Origin of the sequence: Pantoea trifolii, from assembly GCF_024506435.1 — a bacterium.
GTDB classification, from domain to species: Bacteria; Pseudomonadota; Gammaproteobacteria; order Enterobacterales; family Enterobacteriaceae; genus Pantoea; species Pantoea trifolii.
Map to the genome: position 1 here is coordinate 414,804 of NZ_JANIET010000001.1, position 25,060 is coordinate 439,863.

Annotated in this window: 15 protein-coding genes; 10 read left to right on the forward strand and 5 right to left on the reverse strand. The window is 56.7% G+C overall.

What is annotated here, in order from left to right:
- Window positions 1–61: 61 nt before the first annotated feature.
- The 3 genes from actP to acs all read right to left on the reverse strand — a co-directional run bounded on the left by actP (window position 62) and on the right by acs (window position 4,139).
- The gene (actP, locus tag NQH49_RS01860) at window positions 62–1,714 is read right to left on the reverse strand and encodes a cation/acetate symporter ActP (RefSeq protein ID WP_256698170.1); all 1,653 of its coding nucleotides are present in this window, start codon (window positions 1,712–1,714) and stop codon (window positions 62–64) included.
- Complete coding sequence (locus NQH49_RS01865; protein ID WP_256698171.1) at window positions 1,711–2,037, reverse strand: DUF485 domain-containing protein; 327 nt, start codon at window positions 2,035–2,037, stop codon at window positions 1,711–1,713. The genes actP and NQH49_RS01865 overlap by 4 nt, the downstream gene beginning before the upstream one ends.
- Before the next feature lie 146 nt (window positions 2,038–2,183).
- Window positions 2,184–4,139, reverse strand: a complete 1,956-nt coding sequence (gene acs / locus NQH49_RS01870) for an acetate--CoA ligase (RefSeq protein WP_256698172.1) — start codon at window positions 4,137–4,139, stop codon at window positions 2,184–2,186.
- 581 nt (window positions 4,140–4,720) lie between these two features.
- Between acs and gltP the strand changes: the two genes are divergently transcribed.
- The 5 genes from gltP (at window position 4,721) to NQH49_RS01895 (ending at window position 16,870) form a co-directional block, all read left to right on the forward strand.
- The gene (gltP, locus tag NQH49_RS01875; RefSeq protein ID WP_007888562.1) at window positions 4,721–6,022 is read left to right on the forward strand and encodes a glutamate/aspartate:proton symporter GltP; all 1,302 of its coding nucleotides are present in this window, start codon (window positions 4,721–4,723) and stop codon (window positions 6,020–6,022) included.
- A 168-nt stretch (window positions 6,023–6,190) separates the two neighbouring features.
- Window positions 6,191–7,102 carry an N-acetylmuramic acid 6-phosphate etherase gene (gene murQ, locus NQH49_RS01880; RefSeq protein ID WP_256698173.1) on the forward strand — a complete coding sequence of 304 codons (912 nt, stop codon included), beginning with the start codon at window positions 6,191–6,193 and terminating at the stop codon, window positions 7,100–7,102.
- Window positions 7,102–8,532, forward strand: a complete 1,431-nt coding sequence (gene murP / locus NQH49_RS01885) for a PTS N-acetylmuramic acid transporter subunit IIBC (RefSeq protein WP_256698470.1) — start codon at window positions 7,102–7,104, stop codon at window positions 8,530–8,532. Before murQ ends, murP begins: the two co-directional genes overlap by 1 nt.
- Before the next feature lie 490 nt (window positions 8,533–9,022).
- Entirely contained in the window at window positions 9,023–15,091 is a 6,069-nt protein-coding gene (locus tag NQH49_RS01890; RefSeq protein WP_256698174.1) for an autotransporter outer membrane beta-barrel domain-containing protein, read from the forward strand.
- 234 nt (window positions 15,092–15,325) lie between these two features.
- Window positions 15,326–16,870, forward strand: a complete 1,545-nt coding sequence (locus tag NQH49_RS01895) for a methyl-accepting chemotaxis protein (RefSeq protein WP_256698175.1) — start codon at window positions 15,326–15,328, stop codon at window positions 16,868–16,870.
- Here NQH49_RS01895 and NQH49_RS01900 read toward each other — a convergent pair.
- Window positions 16,867–17,817, reverse strand: coding sequence for an AraC family transcriptional regulator (locus NQH49_RS01900; RefSeq protein WP_008105638.1), 951 nt, complete (start codon window positions 17,815–17,817; stop codon window positions 16,867–16,869). The two genes, NQH49_RS01895 and NQH49_RS01900, sit on opposite strands and share 4 nt — an antisense overlap.
- Window positions 17,818–17,921: 104 nt before the next feature.
- Here NQH49_RS01900 and NQH49_RS01905 point away from each other — a divergent pair, with 104 nt between their 5' ends.
- The 4 genes from NQH49_RS01905 (at window position 17,922) to NQH49_RS01920 (ending at window position 22,644) form a co-directional block, all read left to right on the forward strand.
- Entirely contained in the window at window positions 17,922–19,109 is a 1,188-nt protein-coding gene (locus tag NQH49_RS01905) for an MFS transporter (RefSeq protein WP_256698176.1), read from the forward strand.
- Window positions 19,110–19,403: 294 nt separating this feature from the next.
- Window positions 19,404–19,613, forward strand: a complete 210-nt coding sequence (locus NQH49_RS01910; RefSeq protein WP_008105630.1) for a YdgH/BhsA/McbA family protein — start codon at window positions 19,404–19,406, stop codon at window positions 19,611–19,613.
- A 215-nt stretch (window positions 19,614–19,828) separates the two neighbouring features.
- Window positions 19,829–20,881 (forward strand): 7-bladed beta-propeller protein YncE, encoded by a 1,053-nt coding sequence (gene yncE / locus NQH49_RS01915; protein WP_008105626.1) that lies wholly within the window; start codon window positions 19,829–19,831, stop codon window positions 20,879–20,881.
- 122 nt (window positions 20,882–21,003) lie between these two features.
- On the forward strand, window positions 21,004–22,644 hold the full coding sequence (locus NQH49_RS01920; RefSeq protein WP_256698177.1) for a dihydroxyacetone kinase subunit DhaK: 1,641 nt from the start codon (window positions 21,004–21,006) through the stop codon (window positions 22,642–22,644).
- A 147-nt stretch (window positions 22,645–22,791) separates the two neighbouring features.
- Here the strand turns inward: NQH49_RS01920 and sbmA are convergent, their stop codons facing one another.
- A complete protein-coding gene (sbmA, locus tag NQH49_RS01925) occupies window positions 22,792–24,027 on the reverse strand; it encodes a peptide antibiotic transporter SbmA (protein ID WP_008105623.1) in 1,236 nt (411 codons plus the stop codon).
- 296 nt (window positions 24,028–24,323) lie between these two features.
- Between sbmA and NQH49_RS01930 the strand changes: the two genes are divergently transcribed.
- Window positions 24,324–25,058 carry a gluconate 2-dehydrogenase subunit 3 family protein gene (locus NQH49_RS01930; protein ID WP_256698178.1) on the forward strand — a complete coding sequence of 245 codons (735 nt, stop codon included), beginning with the start codon at window positions 24,324–24,326 and terminating at the stop codon, window positions 25,056–25,058.
- The last annotated feature ends 2 nt before the right edge of the window (window positions 25,059–25,060 follow it).

Consider the following 25,060-nt stretch of genomic DNA (forward strand, 5'->3'; position numbering starts at 1 on the left):
CCGATCGGTTCCCTCTCCCATTTATGGGAGAGGGTTAGGGTGAGGGGAAGCCAGCACGGACTTAATGCGATTTACCCTGCGAAATCCCAATCCCCGTCTGCGAGCGAATAAACTGCCCACGGAAGCGCGCACGCTCCTGCGCACCGCGTGCTGAATGGTCGGTAATTGAGAACAGCCAGATACCGATAAACGCCGCCAGCATCGAAAACAGCGCCGGATATTCATACGGATAAATCGGCTTCTCATGCCCCAACACCTGCACCCAAATCGTCGGGCCAAGGATCATCAGCAGCACCGCAGTAATCAGTCCCAGCCAACCGCCCACCATCGCGCCGCGCGTGGTCAGTTTCGACCAGTACATCGACAGCAAAATGATCGGGAAGTTACAGCTGGCAGCAATCGAGAACGCCAGGCCGACCATGAAAGCAATGTTCTGTTTCTCAAACAGAATCCCCAGCGCAATCGCCACCACGCCCAACACCAGCACGGTGATCTTCGAGATGCGCAGTTCATCGCGTTCCGTCGCCTTACCTTCGCGGATCACGCTGGCATAAAGATCGTGTGAAACCGCCGACGCGCCCGCCAGTGTTAAACCGGCCACCACCGCCAGAATGGTGGCGAAGGCCACCGCCGAGATAAAGCCGAGAAACAGGCTGCCGCCGACCGCATTCGCCAGATGCACCGCCGCCATATTGGTGCCGCCGAGCAATGCGCCGCTGGCGTCTTTGAAGGCGGGATTCGCTCCCACCAGCAAAATCGCGCCGAAGCCGATAATAAAGGTCAGGAAGTAGAAGTAGCCCATAAAGCCGGTGGCCCAGAACACGCTTTTACGCGCTTCACGCGCATCAGCCACGGTGAAGAAGCGCATCAGAATATGCGGCAAACCGGCGGTACCGAACATCAAACCAAGACCTAATGAGAGCGCCGAAATCGGATCTTTCACCAGCCCGCCAGGCTGCATAATCGCCGCGCCTTTTGGGTGCACCGCCATCGCTTCGGTGAACAGCGTATTGAAGCTAAAGCCAACAGCTTTCATCACCATAATCGCCATAAAGCTGGCACCAAACAGCAGCAGCACCGCTTTGATGATCTGCACCCAGGTGGTCGCCAGCATGCCGCCGAACAGCACGTACAGCACCATCAAAATGCCGACCATCACCACCGCGATATGGTAGTCGAGGCCAAACAGCAGCTGGATCAGCTTACCGGCACCCACCATCTGCGCAATCAGATAGAGCGCCACCACCACCAGCGAGCCGCAAGCCGACAGCGTACGGATCGGTTTCTGCGCGAGGCGATAAGAAGCCACATCGGCAAAGGTATAGCGCCCGAGGTTACGCAACCGTTCGGCAATCAAAAACAGGATCATCGGCCAGCCGACGAGGAAGCCGAGCGAGTAGATCAGCCCGTCGTAACCCGAGGTGTAAACCAGAGCAGAAATACCGAGGAAGGAGGCGGCGGACATAAAGTCACCGGCGATGGCGAGGCCGTTCTGGAATCCGGTGATATTGCCGCCTGCGGTGTAATAATCGCTGCGCGAGCGGGTACGTTTGGAAGCCCAATACGTGATGCCGAGCGTCGCGGCGACAAACACCACGAACATGATAATGGCTTCATAGTTGGTGGCTTGCCGTTGTACCGCGCCGGTAATGGCATCGGTGGCAAACACGCTGGCGGGCACTACCGCGAGAAATATTGAAAGCAGGCGCTTCATGATTTCACCTCGCTCAGGATCTGTTTGGTCAGACGATCAAACTCGCCGTTGGCGCGCCACACGTAGACGCCGGTCAGCACGAATGACATCACGATTAAACCTACACCAATCGGAATACCGCGCGTGACGTTAGTGCCGGCGTGCAGCGGCGTACCGAGCCAGCCGGGTGCGAAGGCGATCAACAGAATAAAGCCGATGTAGAGCACCAGCATGATCACGCTGAGCAGCAGCGCAAACGCCTGGCGCTTGTGCACCAGCTCATGAAAGCGCGGATTATTCTCGACTTGTTGCCAGACTGCTTCCTGTTCAGGGGTTTCGTTCATCACATTTTCTCCAGAGGCAAGGCGGCCAGCATACTCACGATTAAATGATTTAACTGGCTGAATATTCTAGTTTTATAAGTTGTGCGAACTCAGAAATACGTGGCATATAAGGGCGGCCAAATGGTCGCCCCTACAACAGAAGCCGCTTACGGCATTGAGATGGACTGTTTCTCCTCCAGCAATTTCTCTACCACGCCCGGATCGGCCAGCGTAGAGGTATCGCCGAGATTGCTGGTATCGCCGGCAGCGATTTTGCGCAGAATGCGACGCATAATCTTGCCGGAGCGGGTTTTTGGCAGCGAGTCGGTCCAGTGCAGCACATCCGGCGTGGCAATCGGGCCAATCTCTTTACGCACCCAGTTACGCACTTCGGTATACAGCTCTGGCGACGGCTCTTCACCGTGGTTGAGCGTGATATACGCGTAGATCGCCTGACCTTTGATGCTGTGCGGAATGCCCACCACCGCCGCTTCGGCAATCTTCGGATGCGACACCAGCGCCGATTCAATTTCGGCGGTGCCAAGACGGTGACCGGAAACGTTCAGCACGTCATCGACGCGACCGGTGATCCAGTAATAACCCTCTTCATCACGGCGCGCGCCGTCACCGCTGAAGTAGCGATTTTTGAAGGTGGAGAAGTAGGTTTGCTCGAAACGATCGTGATCGCCATACAGCGTACGCGCCTGGCCTGGCCAGGAATCGACGATCACCAGGTTGCCTTCGGTCGCCCCCTCAAGCGGGTTGCCTTCGTTATCCACCAGCGCAGGCTGCACGCCGAAGAACGGTTTGGTGGCGGAACCGGCTTTCAGTTCAGTTGCGCCCGGCAATGGCGTGATCATGAAGCCGCCGGTTTCGGTTTGCCACCAGGTATCGACGATTGGGCAACGGCTGTCGCCAATCTTCTTGTAATACCACTCCCAGGCTTCCGGGTTGATCGGTTCACCCACCGAACCCATGATGCGCAGGCTGCTGCGATCGGTGCCTTCAATCGCTTTATCACCTTCGGCCATCAGCGCGCGAATCGCGGTTGGCGCGGTATACAGCAGCGTCACCTTATGTTTATCCACCACTTCCGCCATGCGGCTCGGCTTCGGCCAGTTCGGCACGCCTTCAAACATCAGCGTGGTTGCGCCGCACGCCAGCGGACCGTATATCAGATAGCTGTGACCGGTGATCCAGCCGACGTCGGCGGTACACCAGTAAACATCATCCGGATGATAATCAAACACGTACTTAAAGGTGCTGGCGGCATACACCAGATAACCGCCGGTGGTGTGCAGCACGCCTTTCGGCTTGCCGGTGGAGCCGGAGGTATAAAGGATAAACAGCGGATGTTCGGCATCAACAGCAACCGGCTGGTGCTGATCGCTGGCCTTCGCCATCAGATCGTGCCACCACAGATCGCGGCCTTCGCGCCAGCCGGTGTCTTTACCGGTGCGCTTAAACACCACCACATTTTTCACCGTGGTGACGTTGGGATTGTTCAGAGCATCATCGACGTTTTTCTTCAGCGGAATGCTGCGACCAGCACGCACGCCTTCATCGGCGGTGATGATCAGTTTGGCGTTGGAATCGACCACGCGTCCAGCAACCGCTTCCGGTGAGAAGCCGCCGAAGATCACCGAGTGCACCGCACCAATGCGCGCACAGGCCAGCATCGCTACGGCCGCTTCGGGCACCATCGGCATATAGATCGCGACCACGTCGCCTTTCTTCACTCCCAGGCTGCCGAGCACATTGGCAAAGCGGCAGACGTCCGCATGCAGTTCGCGGAAACTAATGGTTTTGCTTTCGCTGGCGTCGTCGCCTTCCCAGATGATGGCAGGATGGTCGCCACGCGTGGCCAAATGGCGATCAAGGCAGTTAGCGGCGAGGTTTAGCTCGCCATCTTCATACCAGCGAATGGAAATATTGCCGGGGGCAAAGGAGGTATTTTTCACTTTGCTGTAAGGCTTAATCCAGTCGAGGATTTTGCCTTGCTCACCCCAAAAGGTGTCGGGATCGTCAACCGATTGTTGATACAGCGCCGCATACTGATCGGCATTAATGAGAGCATTCGCTGCAATGGCAGCGGGTACGGGATGCTTGTATATTTGGCTCATGGCTGACCTCCTTGAAGATGTTAATCATATGTCAATCAATGGTTAATTGAAGACCGCAACAGGGCTTTGTTTCTGTTTTGTAGTCTGGATCACGACCTGTTATCACCGCCAAATGCCTCACGAACGCAGAGTCAAAACGCCGCGCGATCAGTCCGATTTTCTGCTTTAAGCCTAAGAGATTTCTGGTTCTTCTGTGCAAATAATCAGCAAACGCGCCGGGCCGCTTTTTGCGCAATATTGCATAGCTATGCTGAAAATTATCGAATTAACACTTTTCATAACAGCGAGTTATGGCTGTTAACCTTTGTCAGCATTTTATGCTACTAACCTGAATAAGATTTGCGCTATCACGCCGGGGGTTGCATTTACCGTAGTGAAAATGGTACTTATCTCGGCCCTGTTCAGCAGGTATCAACTCAGACTGCATCACTCCGCAGGCGCAAAATGCCTGCACAGCTGTAACCGACGTAGTCATAAATAACCCTCTATTTTATCGGGCTTTTGCTCACTTCCCTGTGTGACATTTCTCCTGCACCTTCGCAGCAGAGCAAAGGGGTTTTTAACTGAGGAAATAACGCGTTATGAAAGGTTTTAAGTTCACCCTTGCATGGCAAATCCTCGTCGCGCTGATTTTGGGCGTGATTGTGGGAACCGTGCTGCATAATCAGCCCGACGATCGTGAATGGTTAATCACTAACATTCTGACGCCAGCGGGTGACATCTTTATTCATCTGATCAAGATGATTGTGGTACCGATTGTTATCTCCTCACTGATTGTCGGCATTGCTGGCGTGGGTGATGCGAAAAAGCTCGGACGTATTGGTGTCAAAACCATTATCTATTTTGAAGTGATCACCACCCTTGCCATTGTGGTCGGCATCACGCTGGCCAACGTATTCCAACCCGGCAGCGGCATTGATATGTCAACGCTGGCAACGGTGGACATCTCTAAATACGAAGCCACAACCGAAGCCGTTCAGGGCGCACCGCACGGTCTGGTCACCACCATTCTGTCGCTGATCCCGCAGAACATCTTCGCCTCGCTGGTGAAGGGCGACATGCTGCCGATTATCTTCTTCTCGGTGCTGTTTGGGATGGGCTTGTCGGCGTTGCCATCGGAACATCGCGATCCGCTGGTCACGGTATTCCGTTCGATTTCCGAAACCATGTTTAAAGTGACGCACATGATCATGCGTTACGCGCCAGTCGGCGTGTTTGCACTGATTGCGGTCACCATTGCGAACTTCGGTTTTGCTTCGCTCTATCCGCTCGCCAAGCTGGTGCTGCTGGTGTACGTAGCGATTCTGTTCTTTGCTTTCGTGGTGCTCGGCACGGTGGCGCGCTTCTGTAAGTTACGCATTACTACGCTGATGCGCATTCTGAAAGACGAGCTAATTCTTGCCTATTCCACCTCCAGCTCAGAAACCGTGCTGCCGCGCATCATGCAGAAGATGGAAGCCTACGGTGCGCCGAAAGCCATCACCAGCTTCGTGGTGCCAACCGGTTACTCGTTCAATCTCGACGGTTCAACCCTGTACCAGAGCATCGCGGCGATCTTTATCGCCCAGCTGTATGGCATCGACCTGTCGCTGACCGACGAGATTATTCTGGTACTGACGCTGATGGTGACCTCGAAAGGTATCGCTGGCGTACCGGGCGTCTCCTTCGTGGTGCTGCTGGCAACGCTGGGCAGCGTGGGCATTCCGCTGGAAGGTCTGGCGTTTATCGCCGGTGTGGATCGCATCATGGACATGGCGCGTACCGCGCTGAACGTGATCGGGAACGCGCTGGCGGTGCTGGTGATTGCGCGCTGGGAAGACCAGTTCGACACCAAACAAGCCGCCGCCTACGAGCAGCAGCTGCGCACCCAAAGCGCCAGTTAATGTTCCAGGTGCGCCTAAACGCGCACCCTATTCGCAATCAAACCCGCTTCGGCGGGTTTTTTTATGCCTGCTGTGGCAAAAGCAAAAAAATCACACGCAGCAGAGGAATTAACAATTCTGTGTGATATATAGTTTTACGAATAAATTATTCTCTCACAGGAGTGTCGCATGCAGATCGATCTCAGCCAAATGATCACCGAAGGTCGTAATCCCGCCAGTCAGAACATCGATGAGCTGTCCACCGAAGCCATGCTGCGGGTGATTAATGATGAAGACAAAAAAGTGGCGCTGGCGGTAGAAGCCATCGTGCCGCAGATTGCGCAGGTGGTGGATGGCATTACCCAAGCCTTCAGCAAAGGCGGTCGCCTGATCTATTGCGGCGCGGGCACGTCGGGTCGTCTGGGGATTCTGGATGCCAGCGAATGTCCGCCGACCTTTGGCACGCCGCGCAGCCAGGTGGTCGGGCTGATTGCCGGCGGCCACACCGCGATTCTGCAGGCGGTAGAAAACGCCGAAGACAATGTTGAGCAGGGCGCGCAGGATCTGCGGGATATCCAGTTCAATGCTAATGATGTGCTGGTCGGCATTGCCGCCAGCGGCCGCACGCCGTATGTGCTGGGCGCGCTGGCGTATGCGCGTCAGCAGAGCGCATTTACTGCGGCGTTAACCTGCAATCCCAACAGCCCGATGTCGCAGGCCGCGGATGTGGCGCTAACGCCGGTGGTTGGCCCGGAAGTGGTTACCGGTTCATCGCGCATGAAGGCCGGAACGGCGCAGAAGCTGGTGCTCAATATGCTCACCACCGGCGCGATGATTCGCAGTGGCAAGGTGTACGGCAATCTGATGGTTGATGTCGAAGCCACTAATCAGAAGCTGGTGCAGCGCCAGGTGAACATCGTCAAACAAGCCACTGACTGTGACGATGCCACCGCGCAGCAGGCGCTGGCGGCGTGTCAGGGACACTGTAAAACCGCGATTGTCATGGTGCTGGCGGGATTAACGGCCGCTGAAGCGAAATCGCTGTTAAGTCAGAATCAGGGCTTTATTCGCAACGCGTTACGTGACGCAGGAGCGCAATGATGGCGGCCATTACTGAAGGTCTGGTGCGCGACATTCTGCAGGCGGTGGGCGGCGCCAGCAACGTGCAGCAGTGCGGCAACTGCATGACGCGTCTGCGTCTGACGCTTAACGATGCCACGCGAGTGGACAGCACCACACTCAAAACGCTGCCGGGCGTGCTGGGCGTGATCGACAGCGATGCGCAGTTGCAGATTGTGCTCGGCCCCGGCAAAGCACAAACCGCAGCGGAGAAGATGCAGGCGCTGCTCAATCAACAAGCGCCAGGCGATCTGCAGGCCATCGCCAGCGCGCAAAAGCAGCAGATGAAGGCGAAACAGACCAGCGCGCTGCACCGTTTTCTCTCCTGCTTTGCCACCATTTTTACGCCGCTGATCCCCGGTTTTATCGGTGCCGGTTTACTGCTGGGTTTCGCCACGCTGATCGAGCAGATCTTTCACCTCAATCAGCCGGGCGATCATGCACGCTGGCTGCTGGATACCGTGGCGTACATGAAGGTGTTCGGCAAAGGGCTGTTTACCTTCCTGAGTATTTTGATCGGCTACAACGCGCAGAAAGCCTTTGGTGGGACCGGCGTCAACGGCGCCATTATCGCCTCGCTGTTTGTGCTCGGTTATGTGCCTGACGCCAAAGTTGGCTATTACAGCGGGATGCAGGATTTCTTTGGTATGGTAATTGATCCACGCGGCAATATTATAGGCGTGCTGCTGGCGGCGATATTTGGTGCCTGGATTGAGAAACAGCTGCGAAAAATCATTCCCGATAATCTCGATATGATCCTGACGTCGTTGCTGACGTTATTAATTACCGGTGCGGTGACTTTCCTGGTGATTATGCCGATCGGCGGTGAACTGTTTAAAGGCATGTCATGGTTGTTTATTCATCTCAATAACAATCCATTTGGTTGCGCTATTTTGGCCGGACTGTTTTTGATCGCGGTGATGTTTGGCATTCATCAGGGCTTTATTCCCGTCTATTTCGCGCTGATGGAAACCCAGGGCTTTAACTCGCTTTTTCCCATTCTGGCGATGGCTGGCGCGGGGCAGGTGGGCGCCTCGCTGGCATTGTGGTGCAAAGCGGATAAACACTCGCAGCTGCGTAAACAGATCAAAGGTGCGATTGTGCCGGGGCTGCTTGGTGTCGGTGAACCGCTGATTTATGGTGTGACGCTGCCGCGCCTGAAGCCGTTTATTACCGCTTGTTTTGGCGGCGCGCTGGGCGGCTTCTTTATCGGGCTGGTGGCGTGGCTGGGATTACCGGTGGGTATGAACACCGTGTTTGGCCCTTCCGGTTTAGTCACGCTGCCACTAATGACGTCATCGCAGGGCATTTTTGCCGGAATGGCGGTGTATCTCGCCGGTCTGATTGTGGCGTGGATTGGCGGGTTTGCCTTTACCTGGTGGGGCGGCACCCGCGATGTGGATTTGAGTTGAGTAAAATGCGGATATCGACCAGGTCGCCATTCATGGCGACCTGGTATAAACGTGATTTCGATCACGCTTTAAGATTCTCTCGTCTCGCTCACTCTGGCACTGCCCCATTAATCCATTAAGTGCCATCTGTAAGTTAAGTGTCAGTAAAAAATAAAGGATTTATTAAGGAGATAGATAACCAGAACTTAAATTTATATTGGTATTATTAAGTTTTAAATATTTAATGCACATCGCAACCATTTGTCCGATTTCACAATTAGTTGCCCGAAATTGCTTTTTGCATCGGCAAGCAAAAATGTCTATACCTAAAGCCAATTAATCTATAACAACAACGCCATCCCTTTTATTGCTGCACCGTATTTCTTCACACAGTTGTTCTCAAATTAGATTGCTACACGGGGTTGGTATTCACCTGCCGCTTTATCCCCTCGCGATGAATTTAACGCTGTTGCAATAACAGCGCGGACGCTGCACGCCCATTGGAGGAAGTATGAGGTTTACATTAAATCCTATCGCATTAGGAATGTTGGCGGCGCAATTGCTGGTTTATCCAGCCATGCAAAGTCAGGCTGTTACATTAGGGACTTACACACCACAAAATAATGACAACCAAATAGGTAAAATTACCGTCAGCAGCGGCAATGAAACCCTTACCGGAAATCAGGCGTTCACGGCAGGAACAGATGGCGCAGTCACCACCACGCTTGGACAAGTTGCAATTACCTCAGGCGCACAGTATCTCAATCAGGATCGCCTTGATCCCGGCCCGCAAAACTTTGCCATCACCACGCCCGATGCAGCCACCGGCACCAACAGCACGTTCCAGGTTTACAACTCTGCGAGTCTTGTCGCATTAGCGCCCGTCACCAGCGCCACCAGCGTGCCGGATGTGCAAAACGTCAATAATGGCCAATATATCGACGCGCGTATTGCCGATGTGACAGGTGGCACGCTGGACGTGAATATCGGCCAGGCCAATGCGCTCAGCAGCGCCAGCACCAACAGCTGGACCATGGCAGCCAAGCAGACAGCGCTTTTTGATGTGAGCGGCACCGGCACGGTAAACTGGAACAGCAACAACCGCATTAGCTTCTTCGGCTCAACCGCTACGCCAGACGGCGCAGGCTCGGCCACCAGCAGCTATCAGGTGCAAAATCTCGCCACCTATAACGGGGCCTTCAGCGTGCAGACGCTGGATGGCAACAGCACCAGTTTTAGCGTCACTAACGCCAGCCAACTGCAAAGCTACAATAACTGGCTGATCAGCCAACTTCAGTCAGGCAACCTCGATAAAACGCGCTATCTCACCGAATTCAACAAAGCTGTCACCTTCACCAATGCCAACATCGTCTACAACGTCAGCGCCACGCCACCCGATGAAGTCACGCAACCGATACAAAATCGCATTGTGATTAATGCCAATGGCGCGGGGGCGAAAGTGAATCTGGCGGCGGGTAAAACGCTGGAAGTGGTGGGCGCAACCGGCGGAGCGATTAAAGCTTCGAACGGTGCGCAGGCGGTGATTGATGGCAAGCTGGCGAGCCGAGGCAGCATCACCAATAACGGCACGGCGCTGGTGCTGACCGACAACAGCAGCGGGATTAACAATGGTGTGATTAACGGCGGATTTCTCAACCGTCAGGATGGCACCGGCATTGGTTCGACCGGCTACGGTGCCAACGGCGTAGCCGTGCAAACTGGCAGTACCTTCAACAACAACGGCATCCTCAATTTCGCCACCACCGGCAGCAATTCGCAGTATGGCGTGGCGGGCATCAATCTGGGTGTGTCTTCCAGCGCCAATAACAGCGGCAATATCAACGTCGGCGTTAACGGTTCCAGTGCGCGCGGCACCGCATCCGGCGTATTGCTGACCGATGCCACTTCAAGCTTTACCAATAACGCCAGCGGCAATATCTACATTGGTCGCGGCCCGCAAAACAGCCTGGGTGAGGCGACGGCGGATACCGCGATGAACCAGAGCGGGCTCACCAGCGGTATCGCCTTGGTCGCCAACGGCAACGCGGTCAACGAGGGCAGCATTACCATTGGGACGAAAACGCAAAACGCAGCGGGGATGTCGGCGACAGGTGCTAATAACGCCACCATGATTAATAACGGCACCATCAATGTGAACGGCGCGGCTGCCACCATACCGCGCGAAAACGTCGGCATGCTGGTGACTAACAGTGCGGGCAACATCAATAACGCCGGCACCATCAATCTGAATGGCGTGAACGGCACCGGCCTGAAAGTGCTGGCCACCAATGGCAACACCGCGAGTGCCACCTCAACCGGCACCATTAACGTGGCGGGCGGTGCCGATCCGGCCAGCGGCACGCGCAACTACGGCGTGTGGGTGGAAGGGCAAGGAACGGGCACGGCGCAGGCCACCGTCGATGGCCCGATTAACCTTAGCGGCAATGGCGCGATTGGCGTGCATGCGCGCGGTAATTCCACGGTTACGGTGGATCCGGCTGCCGTACCGACTTTCTCCAATGGCACCAACCAGATTGCCTTCTTCGCCTACGGCCCCAATGCGCTGATCAACGTGCTGGGCAATAATCCGTTTGATGTCACCACGCAGAACTCCACGCTGTTCCGCGTTGAGCAGGGCGCAGACTTTAACGGCAACGCCTTGTCGCTCACCGCTTCCGGAGCAGGTTCAACAGCGGTGCTCGGCAGCGGCGCGGGCACCGATGTCAACAGTGGTGCGGCGGTGATCAACGTCAGCGGCAGCGGCGCCAATGGCATCACGGTGGAAGGGGGCGCAAATGGCGTGATTAACGCGGCAACCACCATGAACCTCACCGGCAGCAACGCGATTGGCGCGATCGTTGACGGACAAAAACACGATATCTTCGGCAGAAACAGCGGCTCGCCGGTGACCAGCACCAGCCTGAACTCTGCGGCGTCTTTAAATGCTGCGCAGAGTGGATTGACCGGCTATGTGGCGCGTAATCGCGCGCAGCTGACCAACACTGGCGATATCACTTTCACCGGCGCCAATTCAACCGGCATCCGCGTCGAAAGCGGTGCAACCGGCACCAACAGCGGCAACATCAATATCAACGATGGCGGCACCGGCATCGCAGTGAACAGTGGCAGCAGTACCTTTGCCACCACCGCCAATAATACCGGCACCATCAACGTTAACGGCGGCAGCACCACCAACCGCAGTCGCGGCGTTAGCGCCAGCGGCAATCGTGCGGTAGCGAACCTGAATGGTGGGACGTTGAATTTGAACGGCACCGGCGCAATCGGGGCGGAAGCGCTCAACGGCGCGCTGGTGAATATCGCTGCTGGTTCAGCGCCGGTATTCAACAACAGCGACCAGATCGCCTATCACGCGGCGGGCAGCGGATCGCGCATCAGCTCCGCCACCAACGCCTTGGACGTTAACACCAGCGGCTCAACCGGTTATCGCATTGATGACGGCGCAGCGCTAAGTTTCGCCTCTCCAACAACCCTTACCTCCAGCGCCAGTAACAGCACCGGCGCGATCATCTCTGGCAGCGGCAGCAGCCTGAATAGCCGCAACGCCAACTTCACCGCCAGCGGCCAGGGTAGCACGGCAATCCGCGCAGAAGGCGGCGCGAGCGCCACGCTGGACAGCGGCAGCAGCATTAATCTCAGCGGCAGCAACGCGGTCGGCGTGCTGGTCAACAATCTGCGTACCGATCTGAGTAACGCGCTGGATGGCACGTCAGCGGCTACCCGCGTCACCAGCAACGGCAACGTCAGCGGCGCGGGCAATGGTGCGATTGGCTTTGACGTCACCAACGGCGCTGAGTTGGTCAACAACGGCAATGTGAATCTCACCGGCAGCAACAACATCGGTATTCGTTCGCGCGCTGGCAGTACGCTGACCAACAACGGCGTGGTCAACGTGGCCAACGGCACCGGGCTGGATGTCTCCGGCAGCGGCAGCACGCTGGCGAAAGGCGGCACCATTAATGTCGATAACGGTACGGCGGGCGTGCGCATCAGCGATGGCGCGCAGCTGGCTTTAACCGGTAGCGACACGGTGATCACCACGCGCGGCAATGCGCACGGCATCTTGCTGGATAGCGGCGCGACCGCACTCAGCGCCAGCGATGCCACGGTTAACGTGCTGGGCAGCGGCAACGGCATCGAAAACCGCGCCGAACTGAGCAACGTCGGCCTGCGCAATCTCACCATTAACGTCGGCGACGGCAACGGCATTCGCACCGCCGTACCGTTCGATCCGGCTTCAACCGTGACCACCAACGTGAACGGCAGCGGTACCGGTTTGAACATCGCCAACGCCGATGGCTCGACCACCGGCGGCGATCTTACGCTGGGTTCGGGCTATCAGTTCAATGTTACCGGCGCGGGCGGCACCGGTATTCGCGCCAACACCACGGGCAACGTCACCACCGCCGCTAATGTGAATATTGATAATGCGGCGGGTGGATCGGCGCTGGTGTCCAGCACCGCGGGCACCATCGTCAATACCGGCAACTTCACCTCCAACAGCCTGACGGCGCCGGTGGTGGATCTGCGTGGTGGTAAAACCATCTTCGAAAACCTCGGCAGCATCATCACCGCCAATCCACAAACCGTGGCGGTGGCGGGCAGCAACGCCGATGACGAAATCCTGCTGACGGAAGGCGCAGTGCAGGGCGATATCAACCCAGGCGGCGGATCGGATCGGTTCCGCTGGACGGGCGGTACGCTCAACGGCAGCCTGACCATGGGCAATGACAACAACAACACCGCTGAAGTGAGCAATGTCGATCTCGGCACCACCTACCATCTCACCAGCGGCACCGGCACCGGTAACACCTTAACCTTCAACCAGATCGATTCACGCGGCGGTAGCTTCAGCGCCGACGATCTCAGCAAAGGGGTCAACCTCGGCAGCGGCTGGAGCACCATCAACTTCGCCAACACCCAATGGACTTTGACCGATAACCTGCAACTGGCGCACAGCACTATCAACGTGGATGCTGACTCTACGCTGTTTGCCGGCGATAACGTGCATCCAACGCTGTCGGGTGGAACGGCGGATTCGCTGGTGGTGAACAACGCCGGTACGCTGGATCTCACCAACGGCGCGGGTTCGCCGGGCAACACGCTGGATATTGCGGGCTCACTGGCATCAAGCGGCGGCCAGCTCAATCTGGTCACCAATCTGAATGAGGGCGGTGCGCTGAGCAACCAGTTCACCGACCATCTCAATGTCACCGGCAATGCCAGCGGTACCACGCTGGTGAATGTGGAGCTTGCCGATGCCAGCACTGGCGCACTGACCGATCTCAATCAAAATGGTGGCGTGGAGGGCAACGAAGGGATCTCGCTGGCACAGGTCGGCGGTAATGCCAGCGCTAACAGCTTCGCGCTGAAAGATGGCTATCTAGGCGCCGGGCCGTGGCAATATCGCCTCTACACCTTCGCACCGGGCAGTAGCGATCCCAATCAACGCTTAGTCAGCGGCAGCGGCAATAACTATTGGGATTACCGTCTGGCGAACTACTACGTGTGTGAAGATAGCAACAGCTGCCAGCCGACCTTCATCACTGATGCCTTTGGTACGCCGCAAAGCTACGATTCGCGCCCAGCGGTGGTGCCGCAGGTGCCATCTTATGTCTCAGCGCCGGTCGGTTTAGCCTATTACACCTCGGCGATTATCGACGATTTGCATAAACGCCTCGGCGAACTGCGCCACGAGCAGACGCGTCCGCAGGGCAACGGCGGCGAGATGTTCCTGCGCTACATCGGCTCGAACCTGAAGTACAAGAGCGATAAGAGTTTCCGCGACTTTGGTTATGACTTTGATCTCGATTACAGCGCGGTACAGGTGGGCGGCAATCTGCTGCGTCTGGATGGCGAGCAGGATAGCCTGCGCGGCGGCTTAGCCTACACGCGCGGTAATACGCGTATTCGTCCACATGCGGCCGACGGCTACAGCAGCACCACGTTCGACAGCGACAGCCTGGCGTTTTATGGCACCTGGCAGCGTCAAAGCGGTTTCTACCTGGATGGTGTGCTGTCGTTTGACTGGCATCGCGGCGAAACCGACATTGCCCGCACGCAAGAGGTGGCGAAGCTGAAAGGTAATGGCTGGACGGCATCGCTGGAGAGCGGCTATCCGTTTGAGTTGGGCGATGGCTACAAGCTGGAGCCGCAGGCGCAGCTGATGTATATGAAGCTGAATATGGACGACTTCACCGATAAAGACGGCAACAAGGTACGTTACGGCGATTACAACCAAACCATTGGCCGTTTGGGCGCGCGCCTCGATCGCACGTGGACCGACGACAGCAATCGCCAATACACGCCTTATCTGCGCGCTAACTACTACAAAGGTTGGGGCGGCTCGGCGGATACGTCGGTGTCTTCGGTGGATAATCCGGCGTTTGGCGCCACCTTCAGCAGCGGGAAGTTTGGCCAAATGTGGGAAGTGGGCGCCGGCGGCACTGCCACCTTGCAGAAGGATGTATCGCTGTACGCCGAGGCGGATTATCGCAAAGAGATTGCGGGCAACGGTGCTAAAGGGTGGCGGTATAACGTGGGGGTTCGCTGGCAATTCTGATTTCCCTGCGCCCTTTGCGCTGCAGGTGCGTTTTAAATTAAAAGATTGATTTGGTTTACTGTAAAACCAGGTTAATAGATGACATCAGTAACCAAAGTGTGAAAGCCGCTGCAAAGCGGCTTTTTTATTGCCCTGAATGTGAAACTGGCGCTAAAGCTCAAGCCGTGCGCTGCCGAAAAGATAAAAAAGCATAATAGATTTTTCTTTTCGCCTGCGTTTTGCAAGGACACACACATGCGTAATAACCAGCCCGTCACTCAGCGCGAATTCGCGTTTGAGGATGACGCCACTTTGATGTCGACCACCGATCTCAACAGCTATATCACCTACGCCAACGACGCCTTTATTGACGTCAGCGGCTTCAGCCCGGAAGAGGTGAATGGCCAGCCGCATAACATGGTGCGCCATCCGGATATGCCACCGGAAGCCTTTGCTGATATGTGGGCGACGCTCAAGCAGGGCGAGCCGTGGACGGCGCTGGTTAAGAATCGGCGTAAGAATGGCGATCACTATTGGGTGCGCGCTAACGCCATTCCGGTGGTGCGCGAGGGCAAAGTGCAGGGCTTTATGTCGGTGCGCACCAAGCCGTCAGCGGAAGAGGTGCGTCACACCGAAACGCTGTACCGCGACTTCCGCGAAGGGCGCGCCAATGGACGTCGTTTCCATAAAGGATTGATCGTTGGCACCGGCTGGCGTGCCCTTGGCTCGATCCTGAAAACCCTGCCGCTGCGCTGGCGCATTCGCTCCACTTTATTCACGCTACTGCCGCTTTCCGTGCTGGGTGTTTGGCTGCTTGATGTGACACCGCTGGCGATAGGCTGCTTTGCTGGCGGCATGGCGGGCCTGTTGCTGCTGGCGAGCCTGTGGCTGGAGCAGCAAATTTCACGTCCAATGGAACGCATGTGCCGTCAGGCATTAAGCGTGGCGACCGGCGCCAGCCATAAAGTGGAACAGATCGATCGCGTCGATGAGATTGGCGTCACGCTGCGCGCCATCGGCCAGCTCGGCCTGATGTTCCGCTGGCTGGTGGATGATGTTAGCGGTCAGGCAATTAACGTGCTCAGTGCCAGCGATGCCATCGCGCGCAGCAATGACGAACTCAGCCGCCGCACCGAACAAGCTGCCGCTAACGTGCAGCAAACCGCTGCCACCATGAACGAAATGACCGCCACGGTGAAGAGCAACACCGATACCGCCAAAGAGGTGAATGGCTTATCGGAAAATACCAGTCATGCGGCGATCAAAGGTGGCAAGGTGATGCAGGAGATGGTGGGGATGATGGCGGAAATCGCCGACAGCTCGAAACGTATCGCCAATATCACCAGCGTGATTGACGGCATCGCCTTCCAGACCAATATTCTGGCGCTGAATGCGGCAGTGGAAGCGGCGCGCGCCGGCGAGCAGGGAAAAGGATTCGCGGTGGTGGCCGGTGAAGTGCGCAGCCTCGCGCAGCGCAGCGCCAAAGCCGCCAGCGAAATTAAAAATCTGGTGGAAACCAGCGCCAGCCGCGTGCAGTCCGGTAGCGATCACGCCGATGCGGCCGGGCACACCATGCAGGAGATTGTTGATCAGGTGCAGAATGTCACCGCGTTGATCGCGCAGATCAGCGGCGCAACTGCCGAGCAGGCCATCGCGCTAACGCAGGTCAGCACGGCGGTGGAAGATCTCGACGATATCACCCATCAAAACGCTGCACGCGTGGCAGAAGGCGCTGAAGCGTCCGGACGCATGAAGCACCAGGCCAATCGTCTGGTGGAAGCGATCAGCGTGTTTCGTTAACGCATTTCCCGTTCGGCGCGCAGTGCGCCGGGCGGCGTACCGACAATGCGTTTAAATGCGCGGCTAAATGCCGCCAGCGAACCGTAACCGAGGTGGAAGGCGACGCTTTCCACCGCTTCGCCTTCATGCACGATACGTTCCACCGCCAATCGCATACGCAGCTCAGTGAGATAGCGCAGCGGCGTCATGCCGGTTGCGCTCTGAAAACGAGCAGCAAACACCGAACGCGAGCTGCCGGATTCCCGCGCCAGCCGTTCCACCGTCCAGTTTTCACCAGGTTCACGATGCATCGCCGCCATCGCCAGGCTGAGACGCGGATCGCGCAGCGCCTGCACCAATCCGCTGCCTTTGCCACAGCCGTTCTCCACCCAGCCGCGCACAATCTGCGCCGCCACTACATCTGCTAACCGCGACAGAATCCCGGCGAATCCGGCTTTGCGCTGCCGCGTTTCGCGCTCCATCGCATCGAGAATCGGCTGGATTTCCGGGTACTGCGCCAGCAGCGTACTCACCAGCATCACATCCGGCATGGTATGGACCAGCGGCTGCATGCCGCCAAGCTCAAACGCCATGCAGGCGCTGAACAGAATCACATCGCTGTCATCCGGGCAGACGTCTACGCCGTCGCCGATGGCACAGACGCTGTCGCAAATTGGGCGACTGTTAAAAGTCGAAATGGGTTCACAGATTGCCTCTTCGCTGGAAATCAACGCATGTGGTTTGCCGTGCGGGATCAGCAACGCATCGCCCGCCTGCAGCGGATAGATCACGCCCGATGCCGAGCGGATCAGTAACGATCCGCGCCCAACAAAGTGCAGCTGCGCCTTGCCTGGCGCGTCCTCATATTGCAGGCCAAAGGGCGCATGCAGCGCGATTCGCTGGTATTTGACGCCGTACAGGCGCATGCCCATCAGCAATTCACTGGTCAGGTCTTCATAGCGGCTCATGGTAATCTCAGACGAATAATCAAAAAACAAAGTTTCTGCATCATAGATCGTCTGGTGATCCGTCACTATGCTTAACGCTAAATATTTTGTGATGGGGATCACAGATGAGCCTGGATACTGACGTTATCGAAACACCATTAGAAGTGGATAAACCGGCGTGGGGCGCCGTGTTTGCCATGGCCTTTGGCGTGTTCGGCCTGATTACAGCAGAATTTCTGCCGGTCAGTTTACTGACGCCGATTGCTGACACGCTGCACATCAGCGAAGGGCAAGCGGGACAAACCGTTACCGTGACGGCGCTGGTGGCGCTACTCACCAGTCTGGTGATCGGCAACGTGACGCGTCAGCTTGACCGTCGTGTGGTGATGCTGGCCTTTACGCTGCTGCTGATTGCCTCCGCACTGCTGGTGGCCTTTGCTGAGAATCTGCCGATGATTCTGCTGGCCCGCGTGCTGCTGGGCGTGGCGATTGGCGGCTTCTGGACGCTCTCCACGGCCATTACCATGCGTCTGGTGCCGAGCGATCAGGTGCCGCGCGCGCTGTCCATCGTGTTCAGCGGTATTTCGCTGGCGACCATTATTGCTGCGCCGCTCGGCAGCTATCTGGGCGGCATTATTGGCTGGCGTAACATCTTTATGCTGACCGCCGCGCTGGGCGTGCTGGCGCTGCTGTGGCAGTTCTTCACCTTGCCCGCGATGCCGCCGATTAATAAAGCGCGCAGCGGTGGCGTGTTGGATCTGCTGCGTAAAAGCGTGATGCGCTGGGGCATGCTGGCGGTGATCATGATGTTCACCGGCCACTTCGCCTTCTTTACTTACCTGCGTCCGTTCCTCGAAGGCAGCGCGCAGCTCAACGTCAATCAGCTGTCGCTGGTGCTACTGGCGTTTGGCGTGGCGAACTTCTTCGGTACTTCGCTGGCCGGTTATCTGGTGACGCGCAGCGTATCGCTGACGTTAACCGCGATGGCGTTGGTGATGAGCGTGACCGCGCTGCTGCTGGTGAGCTTCGGCGAGGTGTCATGGCTGGTCGCGGCGGGCGTGGCGCTGTGGGGACTGGCGTTTGGTTCGATGCCAACCGGCTGGTCAACGTGGATTTCCCGCGCGGTGCCGGACGATGCCGAATCGGGCGGCGGTTTGCTGGTCGCCACCATCCAGCTGGCAATCACCGCCGGTGCCGCCGCCGGTGGCTGGATGTTTGATCTGCAAGGCGCAGGCGGCGTGTTCCTCGCCAGCGGCGTGCTGATGCTGCTCGCCGCCATCACCATCTTCACCCGCGTCCGCCACCACGGTTAACCCGTAGGGTCGCCATTCATGGCGACCTTGCCATCAACCGCATGAATCAAAGGTCGCCATAAATGGCGACCCTACGAAACCTTACCTATCACAGCCATAAATCCTGCCTTTTAATTAAATGTCAGATTTTTAACCCTTTGCACAAAGGTTAACCCAAATGTGCTTTTTAGATTCAAAATATTCGAACAACAACGGCAAATCTCTCCGCTTTTTACTGATCGATTCTGCGCCTATTATATCTCTCAACAAGGCGATGACGCCTTACTCAATCAAACATACATTAAGGAATTGACCATGAAATCTATCAAAACTTTTGCTGCTGTTATCGCTCTGACCGTTCTGCCATTCGCTAGCTTTGCGCAAAGCATCACTGCAACCGCTTCAACGCTGGATGGTGCAGAAGCGCAAATCGCTGCTCAGGCGCACGAAGCTGGTGCTTCCTATAAAGTGACCGAAGCCAATTTCAACAACGGTGTGCACATGACTGCCGAACTGACCAAATAAGTTGCGTTAACGTTCTGTGCTGACAGGGTGCCTTCGGGCGCCCTGGCGGCGTTGGTAACCTGATAAAATCCTGTCACTTTCCCTTCGAAATGATTACTATTCTCAAAAAGTAGCACCCTTCGTCGGCTCGCCTCGGGCTGTCTTTTTAAATATTGGTTGTAATGTCGAGCTTTCACTTCACTGCCATCAGGCGGTGTTTTTGCTATGGAGAAGTTATGAAGGCGAATAAAAAATCGTGGGCGCTGCGTCCACTGCTGCTGGCAACGGCGCTGTTCTCGACCTCTGCGGTGATGGCGGCAGAATCTCAGCCGCTGAATCAGGTGATCTCAAAAGGCGCTTACGAACTGGCATTCAGCAACAGCGATAACGCGCTGTTCCTCGCCACCGCGCAGAGCACAACCGACAAAAAAGGCGGCACCGTTTATCGTCTCGATCCGCAGGATCTGGCGGTGAAGCAAACCATCAATACCGATCTGCCGACCTTTGGCGCGGCGATTAACCAGAAAACCAACACCCTGTACTTCGGTAACACGCGTGACGGTTCACTGACCGCAGTGGATGCCACCAGCGGCAAAGTGATCAACACGCTGGTGCTGGATGGCCGTCAGCGCAGCGAAACCGTGCGTCCGCTGCAGCCGCGTCAGCTGGCCGTCGATCCAGCAACCGATCGCGTTTACATCACCGGCCTCGGTGAGCAGAGCGTGGTGTGGGTGGTGGATGGCAAAACCCTGAAACTGATCAGCACCGTGCCGAACACCGGCAAAATGGGCACCGGTTTGGCCATCGATTCAGCGGCGCAAAAACTGTATGTCACCAACTCCGACGGCGAACTGGTGACCATTAACACGCGCCTGAATGCGATTGAAAAGCGCCAGAAAATCGATGGCGATAAAGATCACTTTTTCCTGAATATCTCGCTGGATACTCAAGGCCATCGCGCCTTCCTCAGCGACTCAAAACAGTCGCAGGTGCTGGTGCTGGATACCCGTACGCAGCAGGTGATCCACAAGATCGATGTGCCGGAATCGCTGGCGGTGCTGTTCAATGCCGATCGTGATGAGCTGTACGTTACGCACCGCAAAGCGGGCGAAATCAGCATCATCGACGCCAGCAACTACAAAGTGAAACGCACGGTGAAAGCGCCGGGCCTGCCAAACAGCCTGGCGGTTTCCGCCGATGGTAAAACCCTGTTTGTCAGCATCAAGCAGCCGGGTTCACGCAAAGAGCCACCTAAAAATCCCGATAGCGTTTTGCGCATCGAACTCTGATCGGTAGTTTTCTGAAACTGAGAGGCGGCTTATGCCGCCTTTTGCATTTCTGCCCTCTGCGCCGTTTTTATCGCCACACATACGCTACCTTGTAGAGCAACAACACCAATGGAGAGGATGCAATGAGCCAGTTTTTTATGCATGAGAAAAACGATCTGGTTAACGAAGCCATCGAAGGGGTTTTGCTGAGCACGCCGTGGCATAACCTCAGTCGCCTCGATCTCGGTGATGAGATTCGCGTGGTGGTGCGCTCGGACTGGGATAAAAGCAAAGTGGCGCTGATCTCCGGCGGCGGCTCCGGACATGAACCGGCGCATGCCGGGTTTGTCGGCAAAGGCATGCTGACGGCGGCGGTGTGCGGCGATATCTTTGCGTCGCCGAGTGTCGATGCGGTGCTGAACGCCATCGTTAACGTCACCGGCGATGCCGGTTGCCTGCTGATTGTGAAGAACTATACCGGCGATCGCCTCAACTTTGGTCTGGCGGCGGAGAAAGCCAAAAACCTCGGCTACAAGGTTGAGCTGGTGATGGTGCAGGATGATATCGCGCTGCCAGAAAACCCGCAGCCGCGCGGTATCGCGGGCACCGTGCTGGTGCACAAAATCGCGGGCTTTGCGGCAGAGCAGGGACAATCGCTGGATGAGGTGAAAGCGCTGGCGCAGCGGGCGATTGATGCCACATCGTCCATCGGTTTGGCTTTTGCCACTTGCCATGTGCCGGGCGAAAAACGTGATGAACGCGTCGAGCCTGGTCACAGCGAGCTCGGCATGGGCATTCACGGCGAGCCGGGCGTCATCACGTTGGATACGCAAGACAGCCGCAACATCACCAGCATCATGACCGATAAACTGGCGCAGGCGCTGCCGGACGGCAAGCAGGCGCTGATGCTGATCAACAATCTCGGCGGCTTCTCGCAGCTGGAGCTGGCGCTGCTGACGCGTGAAGTGTTGCAATCGCCGCTGGCGGCGCGCATCACGCATTTGCTGGGTCCGGCAACGCTGGTGAGTGCGCTGGATATGAAGGGTTTCTCACTGACGCTGCTGGCGCTGGAAGAGCCGTTCCTGGAAGCGTTAAAAGCGCCGGTTCAGGTGCTGGGTTGGGTGCCGGTATACGACTTTGCACCGATCAGCCTGCAACGTGCTGAGAAGATCGGCAGCGTGCTGGATTTTGATGCCTCTGAGAATGCTGAGGTGGCGAAGATTGTCGCAAGCGTCACGCAGACGCTGATCGATCTGGAAAGCGAGCTGAACGCGCTGGATGCCAAAGTGGGCGATGGCGATACCGGTTCAACCTTTGCCGCCGGGGCGAAGAAAATTCAGCGCGGTTTGCAGGAAAAACAGCTGCCGCTGGATGAGCTGCCAACCTTGCTGGCGCTGATTGGCGAGCAGCTGGCCACGGTGATGGGCGGATCGAGCGGCGTATTGATGTCGATTCTGTTCACCAGCGCCGGTCAGCAGCTGGAAGAGGGCAGCGCGCTGCCGCAGGCGCTGATGCACGGGCTGGAACGCATGAAGCATTACGGCGGCGCGCAGCCAGGTCATCGCACTTTAGTGGATGCGCTGCAACCGGCGCTGGAAGCGTTAGTGGCAGGCGAGTCGCTGTCAGCAGCGGCACAAGCGGCGCAGAAAGGCGCCGACGCCACCGCGCAGATGCAGAGCGCCAAAGCGGGGCGTTCCGCGTATCTGAATCAGCAGAGTCTGGATGGGGTGAAAGATCCGGGCGCGTATGCGATTGAGCAGGTGTTTGCGGTGTTGGCGGGTTAAACAGAGTGCGCCTGGCCCCTCACCCTAACCCTCTCCCGCAAGCGGGAGAGGGGACTGACCGAGCACATATTTAACATTTGGCAGCGTCTCCCTCTCCCCGTGGGAGAGGGCCGGGGTGAGGGCGCCAGACCGCACCGCACTACCACCTTACTCCGCGGCTTCGCGCATCATCTCTTCGTGTGGAATATCCTGCAAAATCTGCTCGAAACTGCGCAGACGTTTGTAGATCGACATCAACGTAATCAACGTTGACCACGAGGTGATCAAATACTGGAACGACGAACGCACCTGATCAAACACGTTGGTAATCTGGTTCAACAGGCCCAGCGTAATGGTGCCCGCCACAATCGACGGGAACAGCACAAACAGCCCGAAAACGTTATCCACCTGCAGATACATAATGCGCGTGATGTTGAAGTACAAATAGTGGAAATAGAGGCGGAAATAGTTCTGACGCACGCGGCTAAACAGCTCATGCACCGTCGGCGGTGAAGCGCGTTCGGGATCGTCTTCGCCGTACACCAGCTCTTTACGATAGGCCGCTTCCACCCGCTGATTACGGAACTCCAGCCCCGGCAGTTTAATCCCCACCAACGCCAGCAGCGCGGTACCAAACAGCGACCACAGCAGCGCGGCAATCACCAATGCATACGGAATGCTGCCGAGAATCGGCACCTCTTTCACATGGTGCGACAGCGTGACCAGCACCGGCAGAAACGCCACCAGCGTCATAATCGCCTGAATAAAATTGATGCCCCAATCCTGCAACGTACCCGCGAAGCGCATGGTGTCTTCCTGCACACGCTGTGCCGCACCCTCAACCAGACGCAGACGCTGCCAGTTGTGCATGTAGTAATTGTTCATCGCAGTACGCCAGCGGAACACCCAATGGCTGACGAAGAACGAGTTCATCACGCCAATCACCACCGCGATCAGCGCGATACCGAGAAACGCCAGCACTTGCACATAGAACTGGTGGATGGCGACGGAACCGGCTTTGGTCAGTGCCTGTTGAATCATGTCGTAGAACGGGCCATACCAGGCGTTGACGCCCACGCCGACCTGCACACCAAACCAGGTGACAAAGATGATCAGAATCGATCCCCAAACCGACCAGCGCTGCCACGGATGGTTATCAATCACACGCCAGGTGAGCGCGAAGATGCCGGCAACAATCCAGTAATAGGCGTAAAACCACAGTTGGCTGATATGAATAAAACGGCTGGCATTGGTTGGCAAAGGTTCGTGCATCGCCGCCTGGAGCGCAGGCCAGCGCGCCGGGAAATCACTGAAAAAGCCGAACCAGGCAAAAATTGCTACTAAACTCCAAATCGCAGCTGAGCTGAAAAACAGCGTTGGCCGCGGAAAAAAGGACTTAAACATAGGCACTCCGCTGTTGTGTGTACTCTTTTATACCGCTTCAGACCTCTATCTGTCTGTTGTCGGTTGTATCTGACGATGACAGCTTCGCCGCTGCGATGTAAAGCGACAGCGGCAATTGTTAAGTAATTAGTGCGAATTTGTTTCTAAGAACTAAATTATCCACAGCAATGGTGTTACAATATTTGCACTGTTACCGGTAACAGTGCTGCTGTATCCCTTAAGCTATCAATAAAAAAACAATACAACGCAACTACTTAACATTCATGCCGCATTATATGTGGTACTGAGGCAATGTCATGTCAGAACAAAAAAATGGTCACACTCGCAGGGATTTTCTGCTGAGAACCATCACCCTGGCGCCGGCAATGGCGGTGGGCAGTACGGCGATGGGCGCACTGGTGGCACCGATGGCCGCTGGGGCAGCAGAACAAAACGCATCACCACAACAGGCGCGAAGCTACCAGCCCACCTGGTTCACCGCCGAAGAGTTTGCCTTTATCACCGCGGCCGTGGCGCGCCTGATTCCCGACGATGAACGCGGTCCTGGCGCACTTGAAGCTGGCGTGCCGGAGTTTATCGATCGTCAAATGAACACGCCGTATGCCACCGGTAACAACTGGTATATGCAAGGCCCGTTCAATCCCGATCTGCCGAAAGAGTTGGGTTATCAGCTGCCGCTGGTACCGCAGCAGATCTACCGTCTCGGCCTCGCCGATGCCGATGGCTGGAGCAAAAAGCAGCATGGCAAAGTGTTTGCTGAGCTCACGGGCGAGCAGCAAGATGCGCTGCTGACCGCGTTTGAAAGCGGTACCGCTGAGTTCCCGCAGCTGCCAGCGAAAACCTTCTTCTCCTTCCTGCTGCAAAACACCCGCGAGGGTTATTTCAGCGATCCCATCCACGGCGGCAACCAGGGCATGGTGGGCTGGAAGCTGATTGGCTTCCCAGGCGCACGCGCTGACTTTATGGATTGGGTGGAACGCGGTGAACGTTATCCGTTCCCGTCAGTGGATATTCGCGGGGAGAGGACGTAAGC